Source organism: Methanosarcina sp. 2.H.A.1B.4 (assembly GCF_000979385.1).
Taxonomy (GTDB): Archaea; Halobacteriota; Methanosarcinia; order Methanosarcinales; family Methanosarcinaceae; genus Methanosarcina.
On sequence record NZ_JJOV01000016.1, the window covers coordinates 39,323 to 56,051 of the forward strand.

15 protein-coding genes are annotated in these 16,729 nt (G+C 37.7%); 12 read left to right on the top strand and 3 right to left on the bottom strand.

Translation table 11 applies throughout. The annotated features are described in order from the left end of the window. Positions 1–591 precede the first annotated feature (591 nt). From EO92_RS03240 to EO92_RS03270, 7 genes are all read left to right on the top strand, one after another. Positions 592–801 carry a CxxC-x17-CxxC domain-containing protein gene (locus EO92_RS03240; RefSeq protein ID WP_048169254.1) on the top strand — a complete coding sequence of 70 codons (210 nt, stop codon included), beginning with the start codon at positions 592–594 and terminating at the stop codon, positions 799–801. 1,233 nt (positions 802–2,034) lie between these two features. Further along, positions 2,035–3,645, top strand: coding sequence for an ABC transporter substrate-binding protein (locus EO92_RS03245; RefSeq protein ID WP_052734252.1), 1,611 nt, complete (start codon positions 2,035–2,037; stop codon positions 3,643–3,645). Between the two features lie 535 nt (positions 3,646–4,180). Then, on the top strand, positions 4,181–5,806 hold the full coding sequence (locus EO92_RS03250) for an ABC transporter substrate-binding protein (RefSeq protein ID WP_048169256.1): 1,626 nt from the start codon (positions 4,181–4,183) through the stop codon (positions 5,804–5,806). Positions 5,807–6,031: 225 nt separating this feature from the next. Continuing rightward, positions 6,032–7,024 carry an ABC transporter permease gene (locus tag EO92_RS03255; RefSeq protein WP_048169258.1) on the top strand — a complete coding sequence of 331 codons (993 nt, stop codon included), beginning with the start codon at positions 6,032–6,034 and terminating at the stop codon, positions 7,022–7,024. Continuing rightward, positions 7,021–7,878, top strand: coding sequence for an ABC transporter permease (locus tag EO92_RS03260; protein WP_048169260.1), 858 nt, complete (start codon positions 7,021–7,023; stop codon positions 7,876–7,878). The genes EO92_RS03255 and EO92_RS03260 overlap by 4 nt, the downstream gene beginning before the upstream one ends. A gap of 99 nt (positions 7,879–7,977) precedes the next feature. After that, on the top strand, positions 7,978–8,955 hold the full coding sequence (locus tag EO92_RS03265) for an ABC transporter ATP-binding protein (protein ID WP_048169277.1): 978 nt from the start codon (positions 7,978–7,980) through the stop codon (positions 8,953–8,955). Continuing rightward, positions 8,945–9,556 carry an ABC transporter ATP-binding protein gene (locus tag EO92_RS03270; RefSeq protein WP_048161290.1) on the top strand — a complete coding sequence of 204 codons (612 nt, stop codon included), beginning with the start codon at positions 8,945–8,947 and terminating at the stop codon, positions 9,554–9,556. The genes EO92_RS03265 and EO92_RS03270 overlap by 11 nt, the downstream gene beginning before the upstream one ends. Before the next feature lie 664 nt (positions 9,557–10,220). Here EO92_RS03270 and EO92_RS03275 read toward each other — a convergent pair. Further along, complete coding sequence (locus EO92_RS03275) at positions 10,221–10,841, bottom strand: DUF998 domain-containing protein (protein WP_082107929.1); 621 nt, start codon at positions 10,839–10,841, stop codon at positions 10,221–10,223. 682 nt (positions 10,842–11,523) lie between these two features. On the opposite strand from EO92_RS03275, the gene EO92_RS03280 reads away from it, so the two are divergent. From EO92_RS03280 to EO92_RS03295, 4 genes are all read left to right on the top strand, one after another. Then, positions 11,524–11,712, top strand: a complete 189-nt coding sequence (locus EO92_RS03280) for a CxxC-x17-CxxC domain-containing protein (RefSeq protein WP_048140677.1) — start codon at positions 11,524–11,526, stop codon at positions 11,710–11,712. A gap of 849 nt (positions 11,713–12,561) precedes the next feature. After that, the gene (locus EO92_RS03285) at positions 12,562–12,744 is read left to right on the top strand and encodes a CxxC-x17-CxxC domain-containing protein (RefSeq protein WP_048160999.1); all 183 of its coding nucleotides are present in this window, start codon (positions 12,562–12,564) and stop codon (positions 12,742–12,744) included. A 236-nt stretch (positions 12,745–12,980) separates the two neighbouring features. Further along, entirely contained in the window at positions 12,981–13,313 is a 333-nt protein-coding gene (eif1A, locus tag EO92_RS03290; RefSeq protein WP_048161001.1) for a translation initiation factor eIF-1A, read from the top strand. A gap of 662 nt (positions 13,314–13,975) precedes the next feature. Then, the gene (locus EO92_RS03295; protein ID WP_048169265.1) at positions 13,976–14,170 is read left to right on the top strand and encodes a CxxC-x17-CxxC domain-containing protein; all 195 of its coding nucleotides are present in this window, start codon (positions 13,976–13,978) and stop codon (positions 14,168–14,170) included. A gap of 563 nt (positions 14,171–14,733) precedes the next feature. Here EO92_RS03295 and EO92_RS03300 read toward each other — a convergent pair. Further along, positions 14,734–15,666: a Fic family protein gene (locus tag EO92_RS03300; RefSeq protein ID WP_052734251.1), complete on the bottom strand. Its 933-nt coding sequence runs from the start codon at positions 15,664–15,666 to the stop codon at positions 14,734–14,736. A gap of 595 nt (positions 15,667–16,261) precedes the next feature. Between EO92_RS03300 and EO92_RS03305 the strand changes: the two genes are divergently transcribed. After that, positions 16,262–16,453 carry a CxxC-x17-CxxC domain-containing protein gene (locus EO92_RS03305; RefSeq protein ID WP_048161108.1) on the top strand — a complete coding sequence of 64 codons (192 nt, stop codon included), beginning with the start codon at positions 16,262–16,264 and terminating at the stop codon, positions 16,451–16,453. Between the two features lie 85 nt (positions 16,454–16,538). Here the strand turns inward: EO92_RS03305 and EO92_RS18430 are convergent. Further along, positions 16,539–16,729, bottom strand: a 191-nt coding sequence (locus EO92_RS18430; RefSeq protein WP_369793110.1) for a hypothetical protein, incomplete at its 5' end; no start/stop codon positions are given.

Consider the following 16,729-nt stretch of genomic DNA (forward strand, 5'->3'; position numbering starts at 1 on the left):
CTAGTTCATTTCTATCCTTTTATTTCTGTCCTTTTATTTCTGTTATTATACAGTTGATATTTACATTATTTTTTTCACTATTTTTTCATATTTTTTATATCATTCTTAAAATCAATATCAATGCCATCAACATCAATACCCTGGAAATCATGTTCCAATAAATAGACGTATAATCATCGGTTGCTAAATACCAATTTTGGTATTTAAACCAAAGAGTTATATATAATTATACTTTAAAACTATTGATTGAACTGGTCCCTAAACTCAAAATTGCTTCTCTGAATCTCGTGTTCTGAATTATTAATTGAGTTTATGATCAAAAAAATAGTTCTGAGACTTTATGGCTTTTCGCTGTTTCGAGTAAGGAACTTACATTCATTTTCTAAATGTTGAAGTGGCATGTATAAAATTTAGAAACGTTTGCGGTTGAAACTCACATTCATGCTCGACGTTTCGTTTTTTAGCATGGCTAATTTCTAACTGAGCAATTATTTTCGGCCCATACGAAACAGAGAAGAGTAAACTTCTGATTTGCGAATAAAATTAGTTGGGGGATCAGTTTACTATCAACTAAAACCAAGGTGAAACAAAATGGCTTATAATGACAGAAAAAACCTTTTCAGGGTAAGAGACAGTGACCGCGGAGGTTTCGGAGCTACCAGAGAAATGTACAAAGTAACCTGTTCTGACTGTGGGATTGAAACCGAAGTGCCTTTCAAACCTGATCCCGAAAGACCGGTTTACTGCAGGGACTGTCTTCCTAACCACAGGAAACCCAGATTTGAGAACCGCAGATACTGAACTTATCTCAATAATTGAGATCTTTTTTTAAGAGGTTTTTAGACTCAGTACCAAAATCCAGTGAGGAATGTAAAATTAAAAATCACTGGGTTTTGGAACAGGGTCGGTTTCTACGAAGCCGAATAAAAGAATACGTGGTACATTACGGGGCAGTCATTGAGAAGAAAACAGGGCAGTCATTGAGACGAAAAAACCCTTCGGCTCCGGCACAGAACTACCTCTGCACATTCCCGATTGGACGTTTTGATTTTCACGATCATGGTCTCCAATCAAAGTTCCAATTAATTACGAGTTGCATAGGTTATTTTGTTGCGGGTACTTAGTTTAAACCCTAATTTGACCTAAGAATACATTTTCTACTGGATAAATGGGTTTCATGCTTCTGTTTTCTTTACACAATTAAAAGTAATATCTTGTATTTTTTGGGCACTTCGTTGTTTTGTATTGATCTCCTCATAAAAACCAACGTGATCTTTAATTGAAAGTCTTCTTATCCATGGGAAATAACGAAGAGCCATTTTTTGATTTGTGATGTTTCTTTATTTTTTCCGTAAGAGCCTGTGCCGCTACAACTCGTTTTTTGTACGAAAACACTTTATTAATTAGTGGAACTTCTCAAATTCGGGTTAAAATTCAGAAGCAATCGTAAAAAAACTGTATTGTAGAGTAAAATGTTGCTATCCAAAAGAATGAAAAATCAGTTTTCTTCAATTTCATACCGGATACTTGCAAAGATAATAAGTTTCAATCTTTGTCTTAGTGGGTTTTACTCAAGAATTTTGTTATTGATCGCGAAATATGCAGACTTTTGAGTTTCAATCCACTTTTTCTTGTTTTTATCGCCAAAATTTCTACTTCTTTTCGGCACCTGATGTCTACAGCTAATTAAAAACCTACAACAAAATAATTTATCATATCTGGTAATACTAAATTGTATATAACAAACATATCTGTAACACATTTTTTTAGAAACGTATATATAGTAAAATGGTTTTATTCAACTAATTATAATTATTACTTAAAAAGTAACACTTTGGCAATATTTGTAGTTATATAAGTATTATCTAAAAAAAGAATCTTTCCAGTCATTAAAACACTGGTTCGGGAATTAATGTCAAAAAAATTCCGGACTCTAATATCAATCGAGGAGGAGTTTAAATTAAGAAAAACCAGCAATATTTGCTCATAGGCTCAATAGTCATAATTATGGCGGCTGTTGTTGTTGTCAGTTCGATGTCCAGTCCTGCTTCAGATTCTGCGTTAGATGACCCGGCTTCCCAGGTTTCGGCGGAAATGGAATTCCGGGGGTCTGGAGAACTGGTAAGTTCCCAGGGGTCTGACGAACTGATCGCAGCCGTAGGGACTCACGGCGGAGAACCGGAAGTGGGCTTTAACCCGATTACCGGCTGGGGTTATAACCGTGAACCTCTGGTCCAGAGCACTCTTTTCAAAAAGGACAGCAGTGCAAATCTGATCAACGATTTAGCTACAAATTATACGGTTAGCAGTGACGGGTTAAAGTGGACTGTTACAATAAGAGACGACGTTAAATTCCATGATGGAGTGCCTTTAACAGCTAAGGATGTGGCATTCACCTTTAACACGGCAGCAGATGCCAGTGGCAGTGTGGATTTATCCATGCTGGAAAAGGCTGCAGCAATCGAAGATTATACTGTTGAATTTGATTTGAATGACCCTCAGGCTACCTTCATCAATAAACTCGCAGTTATTGGCATTGTCCCTGAACATGCTTACGATGAAAATTACGGTCAAAATCCAATAGGGTCAGGCCCATACAAATTTGTCCAGTGGGATAAAGGGCAGCAGGTAATCTTTGAAGCAAATCCGGATTATTATGGGCAGGAACCGTACTTTAAAAAGATAACTATGCTCTTTATGGGATCAGACGCTGCTTTTGCGGCGGCCAGGTCTGGACAGATTGATCTGGCTGAAATTCCTGCTTCATTCGCCAAACAAACCGTAGATGGAATGAAAATAGTATCTCTTGATTCTATTGATGCTCGAGGAGTAAGCTTTCCCCTGCAAGCAAATACCGGTGAAAAAACTGAAAATGGCTACGCAATCGGGAACAATGTAACTTCTGATATTGCAATAAGAAAAGCCCTGAACATCGGAATAGACAGGCAGGCGTTAATCAATGGAGCATTAAATGGGCAGGGCAAAGAGGAATTCACGGGTGTGGATAAATTACCCTGGGGAAATAAGGAAGCTATTTTTGAGGATGGAAATCTCGAAGCAGCAAAGAAAATCTTAAATGAAGCCGGCTGGGAAGATACTGACGGCGACGGCATCATTGAGAAAAATGGATTAAAAGCCGAATTTACTTTGCTATATACTTCCAATGCGCAGGAAAGGCAGGCATTAGCTGTTTCTGTATCGGAAGAAGCAAAAAAATTGGGTATAAACATTAAAGTCGAGGGTAAAAACTGGAATGAAATTGACACCCTTGTTCATTCAACTCCGGTAGTCTTTGGTTATGGTTCGCTGGATCCAACTGACGTATACTTAAGATACTACAGCAAGAGCTACGATCCTTCGAATTACAACAATGTAATTATGTACAACAATTCTGCTGTGGACAACTACCTGAGAACAGCCATAACCAGTTTTGATCCGGATACTGCCAATGAAAACTGGCAGCTGGCTGCCTGGGATGGGACAACAGGCTTTTCAGAAAAAGGAGATGCTACATGGCTGTGGATGGCAACCATTAATTATGTCTTCATTATGGATGACGACCTGGATATCGGAACTCCCAAAATACAGCCTCACGGTGCAGATATCTTTGGTAGCATTCTGGAATGGAAACGCACAGGAAATTAAACCGGGAGTTGAATTTCTATTTCAAATCCCATTTTTTTTCTTTTGAATATCTTATGAAACTCTGAAAAGCTGCTCAATCTTGAAATGGAAGCTGTTTAGTATTGTTACCTTTTGATATCGTTACCTTTTGATATCGATACCTTTTGATATCGATACCTTTTGATATCGATACCTTCCGGTATCTTCCGGAATCGTCATAATTTATACTTATTTTCAGCATCCAATAGCTGCAGCTGATTAAAATGCTCTTAAAATGAATAATAACTCTCATTTAATGATACGATATTCCATGAAACAAACGGTTTAGTAACACTTTCTTTTAGGAAAGTATATATAGTAAAATTGTTTTAATTTAACCTATCTTAATAATTGTGTAAAAAATAATACTTTGGTAATATTTTTATCTATGAAAGTGTTATTCAAAAAGTATTTCTAGTCATTACAATCTGGTAAAGGGCTTTTTGCAAAAATAATTCAGTGTGTTGATTAAAATGGAGGAGGAGTTCAGATTAAGAAAAACCAGCAGTATTTGCTTATGGGATCAATAATCGTAATTATAGCGGCTATTGTTATAATCAGTTCTATGCCTGGCTCTACGTCCAGTTCTACGTCAGACAGCTCAACGTCCCAGGCTTCTGATGAATTGGTCGTAAATGTATATTCGCATACAGGGGAACCAAAAGCAGGATTTGATCCGCTTATGGGATGGGGATCAGGTCATGTGAATTTTGAACCATTGATACAAAGTACTCTTTTTAAATCAGCTGATGATGGCAGTATAATAAATGACCTTGCTACGGATTACTCTGTTAGTTCTGATGGGAATACCTGGACTGTAAATATAAGAGATGATGTTAAATTTACAGATGGGGAGAAATTATCAGCAGAAGACGTAGCATTTACCTTTAATACAGCAGTTGGAAGTAATTCAGAGCTGGATATGAGTAATCTTGAAAATGCTGCAGCAATAAATGATACTGCAGTTGAATTCAAATTAAAAGAACCCCAGTCAAGCTTTATATGGAGACTCAGATACGTTGGAATTGTGCCAGAACATGCATATAAAAAAGAAACCTACGGGTCAAATCCAATTGGATCGGGACCATATAAATTGATACAGTGGGACAAAGGTCAACAGGCAATATTTAATTTAAACGAAGATTACTATGGAAAAAAACCATTCTTCAAAAAAATAACCATGTTATTCCTGGATAAAGAAACTGCATTTGCAGCTGCAAGGTCCGGTGATGTAGACCTGGCTGAAATCGACATTAACCATGCCAATCAGACTATAGATGGATATAATTTAATGTCTCTTCCCTCATCAAGAGCATTCGGAGTTTCATTCCCCCTGCAGAATAATACCGGGGAAATAAGTCTACAGGGAGATCCAATAGGCAATAATGTAACCGCAGATCTGGCAATTCGAAAAGCCTTAAACATAGGTATCGACAGAAAAGCCATACTTGACGGAGTAATATATGGAAAAGGGGATGTAGAATACACCGGAGTAGATCAACGAAACTTTGGGAACCCTGAAGCTAAAATCAACGATTCAAATCTCGAAGAAGCCAAAATAATGTTAGAAAACGCAGGATGGAAGGACAATGATGGCGATGGAATTCGAGAAAAAGATGGAACTAAAGCAGAATTTAAACTATACTATTCTTCAGCAGACCAAACAAGGCAAGCTCTTTCAGTGGCTGTAAGTGAACAAGCCAAAAAATTAGGTATAAAAATAGACCTGGTCGGCACAAACTGGGATGAAATATATGCCAATCAATACAGTTCAGCCGTTTTATACGCTTACAGCAGTATAGATACCTTCAATTTATACATGCAATACCACAGTAAAGAAGCAGATGATACATACAAGAATCCGGGGCTTTACAATAATCCTGTTGTAGATGGATATTTAGAATCAGCTTTAAGATCCGCAGACCAGGCCCAGGCTACAAAAAACTGGCAATTAGCTGCATATGATGGAAAGACCGGTTACGGGCCTGCAGGAGATGCAACATGGTTATGGCTGGTGACAATGGATTATCTGTATACGGTGGATGAAACCTTAGACATAGGAACTCCACAAAAAAATGCTGGGTCCGATATTTTAGGAAATATCTACGAATGGACAAGAACAAATGCAACCAGCTCGACTTAAAGTGAGTGATATTAACATCGTAATAAAATGATGTTATAAATATTACTCATTTTACCTTTTTTATTTGGGGCTGGAATTTGATGGGAAATTCTTGAAAAATATAGTGCAATCTATTTCGACTTAAAATCGTATGAAAATTATTCAGATTATTCCTAATTATTCATAATATTTGTATCTACGTTAAAATGAATCTATTATAAAATAATTATTATGTGAGGGAATCGCGTGTTAGACAATGAAAAAATAGCGGGCTTTATAGGAAAAAAAATACTTCGGTTGATAAGTCTTTTGATTCTAGTTTGTTTTGTAAGTTTCATGCTCATTCAATACTCACCTATAGACCCTGTTAGAGCTTATATTGGAGAAATGCCAGTGAGTGCAGAGCACAAAGAGAAACTTGAAGAATATTGGGGAGTTAACACGCCTCCGCAGGAAAAATTCTTGAACTGGGCGGGAGATGTTCTTAAAGGAAACTTTGGAATTTCATTGATTTATAGAATACCTGTTACTGATGTAATCAAAGAACGATTCACAGCTTCTCTTGCTCTGATGGCGGCTTCATGGCTGTTTTCTGGAATTTTAGGTTTCATTTTAGGGATAGTAGCGGGAATGAAGAAAGGAACGTGGATAGATAAGGCAATAAAAACTTATTGTTATGTTTTAGCTGCCACACCAACTTTTTGGCTGGCATTGATTCTATTAATGGTATTTTCAGTGTATTTGGGCTGGTTCCCTATAGGTTTAAGTGTACCAATAGGTGTCACTGCGGAAAATGTGACATTTTTGGATTGGTTTCTGCGTTTAATTCTCCCTGCACTAACTTTGAGTTTATTAGGAGTTGCTCAAATTGCGCTGTTTACTCGAGAAAAATTAATAGAAGTTCTATCCAGTGATTATGTATTATTTGCAAAGGCAAGAGGGGAAAAAGGATTAAATCTGGTATTAAGGCATGGAATTAGGAACGTTGCACTTCCAGCTATTACACTACAGTTTTTAGGATTCAGTGAATTGTTTGGAGGAACAGTTCTGGTTGAACAGGTATTTTCCTATCCCGGAATTGGACAGGCTGCAGTAGCAGCAGGATTGAGATCTGATGTACCACTGCTTTTAGGAATAGTTATTGTTAGTGCTTGCTTTGTCTTTTTTGGAAACGCAATTGCTGATCTTATATACCAGTTTGTTGATCCCAGGATAAAACAACAGGAGGCCTCAATATGAGTACTGCTGTTGTAACAGTTAACAAAGGAGTATTCAGCGGATTTAATTTAAGGCAGAAGACTCTTTTAATAATAGGCTTCACGTCCCTTTTATTGCTTGCAATTGTGATTTCTAGCGTGAGTTTCGGCGAAGAATCTTTACATACTAATTTTGGCTCTAAAAACCTTAATCCTTCCCCGGAACATCCGTTTGGGACCGATTGGATGGGAAGGGACATGTTCATAAGAACTCTAAAGGGACTTGGTTCAAGCATACTGATTGGAGCTTTTGCTTCTACAATCAGTACTATACTGGCCATAATTTTAGGCTTGCTCTCAAGTACAGGAAAGATCGCAGATTCCTTTATCGCCTGGTTAGTAGATTTATTCCTTTCAATCCCCCACCTTCTTTTAATAATCCTTATTTCCATAGGATTCGGAGGAGGAGCAACAGGAGTCATTATTGGAGTTGCATTAACGCATTGGACAGGCTTAACAAGGGTTGTAAGAGCAGAAATTAAGCAGCTAAAAACCCAGGAATATATCCATATATCCAGAAATCTTGGTAAGTCAAAATGGTGGATAGCTACAAAACATATTCTGCCTCATTTAATTCCTCAGATTTTATTAGGCACGATTTTAATGTTTCCACATGCTATTTTACATGAAGCCTCAGCTACATTCCTGGGTTTTGGACTTTCACCCCACGAACCGGCAATTGGTATCATTTTATCAGAGTCTATGAAGTACCTCTCGGCAGGATACTGGTGGCTTGCATTCTTCCCGGGGTTATCCCTGTTAATTGTAGTCCTGGCATTTGATATGATTGGAGAAAATTTAGGAAAGCTGATGGACCCAAAAAATGCTCACGAGTAAATTTCACATGAGTAAATTTCACCGGGTATCGGTTGAGATATTTTTTGCCTGAATGGCAAGTACAGATCTTAGATTTAAAAGGTGTGGAATATGGGAAATATGAGAAATAAAACTGAAATAAATGCTAAAGAAAAGAAGGAGACTGAAGCTCTATTAAAAGTAGAAGACCTTTCCCTTTCTTTCATTCAATATGCTTCCGGACTCAGGCAAACTGAGTTAAAAGTAATCTGTAATTTGAGCATAGAAGCTTACAGAGGTGAAATTTTAGCCGTTGTTGGTTCGAGCGGGTCTGGTAAAAGTCTTCTGGCACATGCAATTTTAGGGATTTTACCTTCAAACGCGAAACTTGATGTGAATATGGAATACAATGGCAAGAAACTCACTCAGGAGATAAAAGAAGAAATCAGGGGAAAAGAAATAGCTCTGATCCCTCAATCCACAAACTATCTGGACCCTTTAATGAGGATCTCTAATCAGGTAATAGGATGTGTTGAAGAAAAAAATGAAGGCTTAATGAAGAAGGTCCAGAGAGAAATTTTCCAGAAATATGATTTAAAACCAGATGTTGATAGAATGTTCCCCCATGAGTTATCAGGAGGTATGACCAGAAGAGTTCTGGTTTCCACTGCCGTAATGAGTTCCGCAAAGCTCATAATTGCAGATGAACCAACTCCGGGTCTGGATGAAAAAACTTTGAATGAAACCTTGAGTTACTTCAAAGACATGGCAAATAAAGGGTGTGCAGTGATACTTATAACTCATGATATAGAAGCTGCATTAAAAATTTCTGATAAAATTGCAATCTTCTATGCAGGTACGGTTTTAGAAGTAGCTAATGTTGAAGATTTTAAAAATAACGGGGAAAATTTAAGGCACCCATACACCCGGGCACTCTGGAATGCCCTTCCCCAGAACAATTTCCTGGCAATTAAAGGCCATCAACCAATGCAGGATGAAGTCATTGACGGATGTATATTTTATGAAAGGTGTTCCAAAAAGAATGAGCTTTGCTCTAAAGGCATCCCTCAATTTAGAAATATCAACGGAGGAGTGGTGAGGTGCAATAATGTGTCTTAAAGGCGAAAATATAAGTTTCGGGTATAAAAGAAACAATTTGATTTTAAATAATGTGAATATATCTCTAGGTAGTGGGGAAGTACTGGGTCTAATCGGGGACAGCGGAAGTGGTAAATCAACCCTCTGTAAAATATTGGCTGGTTACGAAAATGACTATCAGGGAAATGTAAGTATCGACGGAAAAGAAATTCCATCAAAAGGATATAACCCGGTCCAGTTAGTCTTTCAACACCCGGAAAAAGCTGTAAACCCTAAATGGAAAATGAAAGACATTTTAAATGAAGGACATATTGTTCCACAGGATATTTTAGATTCATTCGGAATAAAAAAGAGCTGGCTTAACAGATGGCCAAATGAGCTTTCCGGAGGAGAACTTCAAAGGTTTGCCCTTGCAAGGGCTTTAAGCCCTGAAACTAAATTTTTAATCGCTGATGAAATAACTACAATGGTAGATGCCATTACTCAAGCCCAAATCTGGAGTATAGTTCTGGATATAGTCAAAGAGCTGAATATCGGAGTACTGGTTGTAAGTCACGAAAAAAAATTAATTAAAAGGCTATGTAATGATGTCGTTTATTTTAATGATATAAATAATGCCTAACCAAAATTCCAGTTTTTCCTCATAAACTGGGAGATCTCTTCCAGAGCCGCGGAGGATATTTTTCGTTTTTCTCCCTCCGCTGCAATGGGATTGAGCCAGCCGTCAGTCCGATAAAAAGAGATCCAAAAGACGGCACTGAAATTAAGAGAGACAGATATTGAAGGAAATATCCCCGGGATAGAGAGAATATTTTCCTTTTATTCCCCGAGGACTGTTTTTTAATTCATAGGCGATACAGACGCCTCCGCCAGCTTGTCTGGCGGCCCTTCCCAAAAGGAAAAATGAAAGCAAAACTATTTGAAAGAGAAATGAGACTGAAAAAGAGATGAGATCGAAATTTCTGCAGATTTGACCCGTTTGGTTCTCGTTCTTTCTAACTCAAAAGTGTTCTCAGTTGTTTTTATTTCCCGGGCTTTTCTCTTCTCTTCTCTTCTCTTTTCTTCTCTTCTCTTTTCTTCTCTTCATTTTGGGAAAGACCGCTCTCCTGTGTCGAGCGGGACAAAAAAGACTCAGTATAGCGAGTACCGTTGTATGGATTAGAAATAATGTAATTTAGTCCTCCTGTGCGAGGAGAAAAGTAACGTTACTTGTCCATAAGTTAGTCTGCTTGAGCGAAACTCACTTTATTACCCGAAATTGGCCCTCTTGAGCAAAGCTCCCATTCTTATGCTCTCGAATGTCCTATCAGGTACCCTCCAAAACCTGTGACCCAGAGCAGGATCGGATATGCTATCCACCGCTCAAGCCCTCCGAGCCCAAAGGCTGAAAAAGGGCTTGCCTCTCCCATTATGTAGTAAAGAAACAGGTCCAGAAGTGCGATTCCTCCGAGTATGACTGAGAAATAGCTAAGTGGTGCCCTCTCGATCCTGGAGCTTGTAATTGCGGATATGCCTCCCATAACGAAAGCCATCAGGGCAAAAATTCCGTGTATATCCCCATAGCTCCCGTTGAAGATTCCAACTCCCAGGACTCCGATCCCGAATAAGGCCAGAGGAGCAGTGACTTCTCGCTTCCGGAACGCGCGGTTAATGCAGTAGGCAGAGGCGGTGATTAAGAGGCCTGTTACAGCCATTGCAGCACTGAAGATGGTTGAAGATGGTTGTATTATAATACTGTTGGGCGTATCGGTCGCACCCAGGTCGCTTATCATGTTCTGCGAAGTGCTGTACCCGGGATATAGCGTCTCAGCCGTGATAATCCCGAGGAAAGCCAGCACGCCTGCAATGAATAGGAGTGCTCCTGCAATGTTTTCGTACCGCATACGAGAATGTGATCTGTCAACCATGGCAATCTGATAAACCAAGGGGGGTGAGGGTATTTAGGGGTTGTGTTGGGGGGATTCCGGTCAGTAATAATAATTCCAGATACTTTTAACAATTTCAGATACTTTTAACAATTTCAGATACTTTTAACAATTTCAGATACTTTTAACAATTCCAGATACTTTTAACAATTCCAGATACTTTTAACAATTCCAGATACTTTTAACAATTCCAGATACTTTTAACAATTCCAGATACTTTTGATTTCTTCTTGTTTCTCTGTAAAGGCTGTATATTACCATTGAAATGATAGGGATTAGCCCTTCTTTCGCCCTAATAAGGGTAAATATTAATTCGTAAATCTAAAGAGCATTAATCTACTTTCTTATCATAAAAACAGTCCTGAAAACTTTTTAAAATTAAGAGTGAAATGGCTTTTTTTATTAACTCATAGATCTCTTTTCTGCAGGCGGTTTTCAGAAATCTCTTCTGCAAACTCTGGATATAAAGTGTTTTTTTAGTTGAGAGAGTGCCATCATTTGAATAGATACAGTTATATATTAGAAGTGCGATGTAGATGTATTGAAAATAAAGAGAAGTATACTCATCTGTTGTTAAAAAACCAATTTTTGTTTTTAAACAAAGAGCTCTATACAATCTTATTTTTAAACTATTAACAAAAACTAAAACAAAGGTGAAACAAATATGGCTTTTAATGACAGAAATAACTTCGGTGGTAACAATTTCGGCGCTCCTAGAGAAATGCACAAGACAACCTGTTCAGACTGTAAAGCTGAGACAGAAGTGCCTTTCAAACCTGACCCAGAAAGACCTGTTTACTGCAGGGACTGTCTTCCTAACCACAGGACACCCAGAGAAAACCGCAGATATTAAGCGCCCAAATTTCGTATTGGGATCACAGGAAATTTGATATTTCCTGGGAGTTGCGATGTAATCGCAACCGCATGAGGTCCGTTTCGCTTTGCTCAAGCGGACTAATTCTTTTACTTTTTTAAAATACACTATAGTCGGAATATACTTTTCTCTTTACCTGTAATCTTTTGCAGCTTTGAAGATTTGCAGCTTGAGAATTAGCACTTTACAGGGCCGATAAGTTTTGCTTATCGTAAGTCTTTATTGAGGTGCTGTTTCCGAGTTAAAGTTAAAAACTGTTAGCCAAATCCTTTTTTCATTGGATATATCCGACAATGGATTGCTATATAATAAATGAAACTTCCTCTATTTTCAATTCAATTAAAATATATTTTTCCTTCCGACGGTTTACTCCAATCTTCCTCGAATCTTTTTTAAAAATCTGAAATCTCGAAAAACTGAGAGCCTTTGCAGGTCTAGAAGTAGCAATTTCCATACCTGATCATTTTTGCCCTTCATAGATAGATTTCCCTCTGGGCTGTTTTTTAGATAATCAATATGATTTGTGGCATAGAATAGCTGTTTTCAAATCATGTTGAAAATTTTTCAAGTAACCCTGGTTTCAAAAGTTATCAAAAAATGGGCTGTTATCTCCTCTGAAATCCATGTCTAAAAAGAGTTCTCTCATTTGAGAGAGTTTATGTGCATTTGTATGGATGCATTTATATAATTTGACTGTGTAGTATATGTATTGAAAATAAAGAGATGTATAATCTGTTATTAAAAACCAATTTTTGTTTTTAATCTAAGGGTCTATACAATCTTGTTTTTATATTATTGACTATCCGCTAAAGCGGAGGTGAAACGAAAATGGCTTTTAATGACAGAAATTTCAGGGGAAATTCCGGAGGTTTCCGTGGTAACAACGGACCAAGGGAAATGACGAAAGTAACCTGCTCTGACTGCGGTGTTGAGACCGAAGTACCGTTCAAACCCACCGAAGGCAGGCCAGTATACTGCAGGGAATGTTTTCCTAACCACAAGAAATTCTAACGATAATCTGCATCAGGTGTTAATCTTGTAATTAAGTTTACATTAACGCCTGATTCATCTTTTTGTTTTTTTGGTTTATTCTCTTTGTTTCTTTACTTATTTCCACCTCGTGCGGTAGGGGAAAGTAAGATAAACCGGCATTGAAAATGAGAACCTGTACTAATTATTCAATATTGAACTATACAAAAATAAAAATCCATTAAAGAGGAATTAATTTGGCAAACTACAGAAGCACAATTAGAAAAAGAAAATTAGGAACCACAAGACCAGTAAACTCAGGAGATACCTCTGAAGTATCCAGGGTACGAACTCCTCGCAAGGACAGAAATGAAGTCCTGGCAACGGTTGCGTGTTTACTCGGCGCGAAAAGGGTAACACTTCAGTGTATGGACGGCGTTGTCCGCATGGGCAGGATTCCAGGCTCTAAAAAGAAGAGAATGTGGATCCGTGAAGGCGACATTGTCATAGCCAATCCCTGGGAAGTTCAGGACTCCAAAGCCGAAGTAATCTGGAAATACACAAGGCCCCAGGTCGAATGGCTTGAGCGTAAAGGCTACATTAAGTACTGATTTAAAGGTATCAGAATAAAGATGCCTGATAAAGGTATCTGAAATAAAGGTATCTGAAAAAGATGCCTGAAATCCATATTTTGCTTTTCTGCAGGATCGCATCGATGTTGATGCGGACAAAGTTCTATAAACGACAACTTATTTAACGACAACTTATTTAACGACAACTTATTTAACGACAACTTATTTCTATATTCCACTCTGTAATATTTATTATTACTAAAGAAGGACGCTGAAATTTTTGTTATTCCCTCTTATTTCTATACGAATATATTTTTCCTGCCGGTGGTCTACCTCACTCTTTCCCTAATCCTTTTGTAGATATTGAGATCTCGAAAACCTGCGAGCTTTTTTAGATTTAGAAGAAGCACTTTGCAGGCCCGATAAGCTTTGTCCTTTATCCATAATCAGCCAGAATTAGAATTTCAGCACTTTTATCTGTTCCAGAACCTGGTCTGGAAGTTGTTCTCTCATTTGAAAGAGTGTGCTTTCATTTGTATGGATATATTTATATATTATAGGTGCCATGTATGTGTGTTGATAAATAAAGAGACGTATAATCATCTGTTATTAAAAACCAATTTTTGTTTTTAATCAAAGAGTTCTATACAATCTTATTTTTGAACAATTAACTAACAACTAAAACCAAAGGTGAAACAAATATGGCTTTTAATGACAGAAACTTCAGAGGAAATTCTAATTCCAATTTCGGCGCTCCCAGAGAAATGCACAAGACAACCTGTTCAGACTGTAAAGCTGAGACAGAAGTGCCTTTCAAACCTGACCCAGAAAGACCTGTTTACTGCAGGGATTGTCTTCCTAACCACAGGACACCCAGAGAAAACAGCAGATATTAAGTGTTATTTGTGTAACTGAGTTTACATTAACACTTAACTGAGTTACATCAACACTTATTTCTTTTCCACTTTTTTAGTACTTTATAAAACCGGAATTACTTTTTCTTAACTTCTGATCTTTTACATCTTGTGAATATTTGCAGCTTTATAAGGAGCACTTTGCAGGGCTGATTAGTTTTGCTTTATCAATAGATTTTCTTCAGGGCTATTTTTTATGTATCCAGGACTTACGCGGTTGAACTGGAACTCAATAGCATTAAACTTTCAACTATATAATATATTAAACTTCAACGTCTGTTGTACTTGATTTTATCTTTCAAGTGCGTAAGTCCTGGTATCAATAGGATTTTTTCTTAAAATAACATCCATGTGTCTTCGGCTAAGAGAGGAATCATGGTAAATTGCCCTATTTCTGCGACAGATCTCGAAAACATATATTGATCTGAAGTTGAAACAGGGTATCGATTTTAGTTTCGGTGTTCGAAATTTGAGACTAATTTTTACTCTAAAATCGATAGCATACAGGCAGGAACATTCCTTAACCGATGACCAATGAAATCACATCAAACATCTTTTTTCCCATGCTCGGATAGATATTGCTCAACCGCACGTTTTGGACTATGCCATGTTTTTCCTATTTTTACTGCATCAAGGAGTCCCTGTCTAGCCCGCAGGCTGAGATATTCCTGAGAATAAGGGGTTTCCAGGGCAAGTTCTTTTAGAGGCAGTAGTTCGTCGTTTCCTCCTGAGATGGAGAGATACAGGGTCAGGTTTTCATCCACGGCTTTTGCAATGAAATTGGTAAATTGTCCGAGGTTTCCTGCATCTGCAGCTTTAAGGGATTTGTAGTATTTTCCTCTATCCTCTTTTTTGAGCACAACAGGAGGATAATCCCTTGCAATCAAATACAGGTTTGTGAGGAGTCGGGCTACTCTGTCGTTTCCGTCATTGAAAGGATGAATCTCAACAAATCTGTGATGCAGGGCTGAAGCTGTTTCAATGGGATGCTCCTTGCTTTCAGCAATATTTTCGATCAGTTCATCCATCAGTTCCACTATCTTCGACCAATCGGGTGGAGTCTTTACTGCACCTGTTATCCTCATATTTCTGGTGCGGTATCTTCCGGCATCCTCAAGTATACCTCTGGTTACAATTTCATGGATCTCCTGAATTGTAACATGGTCTATAGCGTGTTTTTTCTGTGCTAGCTCTTCCACCCGGTCAAAAGCTTTTGCGTTATTGCTCACCTCAAGATGTCCTCGGAGTGATTTTCCACCAATTGTCAGCCCTTCTTCCAGAATAAGTTTTGTTTCCTGGAGTGTTAGTGTATTCCCTTCTATTGCATTGGAGTGATAGGTATGCACCAACCTCATATATTCATGAAGCCTTCCTAAAGCATCTGCCGGAATTGGCCTCATGGAGTTTAGCCGCTTCATTTTTTCATCAATTCTTGCAAGAAGTTCTTCTTGAATCAGGGGTATATCGGTATCGTCCATAATTTTACATTTCCGATATATATATCCCGTGTTATATATCGGTATCGACAGATTTTTGAGTTATCCGATAGTTGAATCTTTTTTCCCGGTTAATCCAATTGAAATATATTTCTCCTGGCGGCAGTCTGCTGGAATCTTCCCGGAATCCTTTTTGCAGATATTTGGAGAAATCGAAAACCTATTACCTTTTGCAGCTTTAGAAAGAGCATTTTCCAGCCCTATCAGTTTTGCACTTCATATATCGGTTCCCTCGAGGCTATTTTTTAGATCATCAATCATATTTTTGGCTTTAGAGAGCTGTTTTCAAATTATAGTGGCAGGTTTTTCAGGCGAAGCCCATTTTCGGGAGCTATCAGAAAATGGGCTGTTATCTCCTCTGCAAACCATGTCTGGAAGTTGTTCTCTCATTTGAAAGAGTGAATTTTCATTTATATGGATACCTTTATATATTATAGGTGCTATGTATGTGTGTTGATAAATAAAGAGACGTATACTCATCTGTTATTAAAAACCAATTTTTGTTTTTAATCAAAGAGTTCTATACAATCTTATTTTAAAACAATTAACTAACAACTAAACCAAAGGTGAAACAAATATGGCTTTTAATGACAGAAACTTCAGAGGAAATTCTAATTCCAATTTCGGCGCTCCCAGAGAAATGCACAAGACAACCTGTTCAGACTGTAAAGCTGAGACAGAAGTACCTTTCAAACCTGACCCGGAAAGACCTGTTTACTGCAGGGATTGTCTTCCTAACCACAGGACACCCAGAGAAAACAGATACTAAGTGTTATTTGTGTAACTGAGTTTACATTGACACTTAACTGAGTTACATCAACACTTATTTATTTTCCACTTTTTTTAAATATACCTCAGACCCGGAATATACTTTTTCTTAACTTGTGATCTTTTACATCTGTGAATATTTGCAGCTTTAGAAGGGGCACTTTGCAGGGCTGATTAGTTTTGGGCTCTGTAGAAATCCTTAATTTTATGCAAATTATTTCTACAACTTTTTTGTTTATGTTATACACTATCAGTTTAATTTTTATTTCTTTGATCT

Bases quoted from the DNA above. Each gene is read 5' to 3' on its own strand.
- EO92_RS03275 (WP_082107929.1), bottom strand. From the start codon at position 10,841: ATGGTTGACAGATCACATTCTCGTATGCGGTACGAAAACATTGCAGGA.
- EO92_RS03270 (WP_048161290.1), top strand. From the start codon at position 8,945: ATGTGTCTTAAAGGCGAAAATATAAGTTTCGGGTATAAAAGAAACAAT.
- EO92_RS03260 (WP_048169260.1), top strand. From the start codon at position 7,021: ATGAGTACTGCTGTTGTAACAGTTAACAAAGGAGTATTCAGCGGATTT.
- EO92_RS03240 (WP_048169254.1), top strand. From the start codon at position 592: ATGGCTTATAATGACAGAAAAAACCTTTTCAGGGTAAGAGACAGTGAC.
- EO92_RS03295 (WP_048169265.1), top strand. From the start codon at position 13,976: ATGGCTTTTAATGACAGAAACTTCAGAGGAAATTCTAATTCCAATTTC.
- EO92_RS03245 (WP_052734252.1), top strand. From the start codon at position 2,035: ATGTCCAGTCCTGCTTCAGATTCTGCGTTAGATGACCCGGCTTCCCAG.
- EO92_RS03265 (WP_048169277.1), top strand. From the start codon at position 7,978: ATGAGAAATAAAACTGAAATAAATGCTAAAGAAAAGAAGGAGACTGAA.
- EO92_RS03305 (WP_048161108.1), top strand. From the start codon at position 16,262: ATGGCTTTTAATGACAGAAACTTCAGAGGAAATTCTAATTCCAATTTC.
- EO92_RS03250 (WP_048169256.1), top strand. From the start codon at position 4,181: ATGGGATCAATAATCGTAATTATAGCGGCTATTGTTATAATCAGTTCT.
- EO92_RS03280 (WP_048140677.1), top strand. From the start codon at position 11,524: ATGGCTTTTAATGACAGAAATAACTTCGGTGGTAACAATTTCGGCGCT.
- EO92_RS03300 (WP_052734251.1), bottom strand. From the start codon at position 15,666: ATGGACGATACCGATATACCCCTGATTCAAGAAGAACTTCTTGCAAGA.
- EO92_RS03285 (WP_048160999.1), top strand. From the start codon at position 12,562: ATGGCTTTTAATGACAGAAATTTCAGGGGAAATTCCGGAGGTTTCCGT.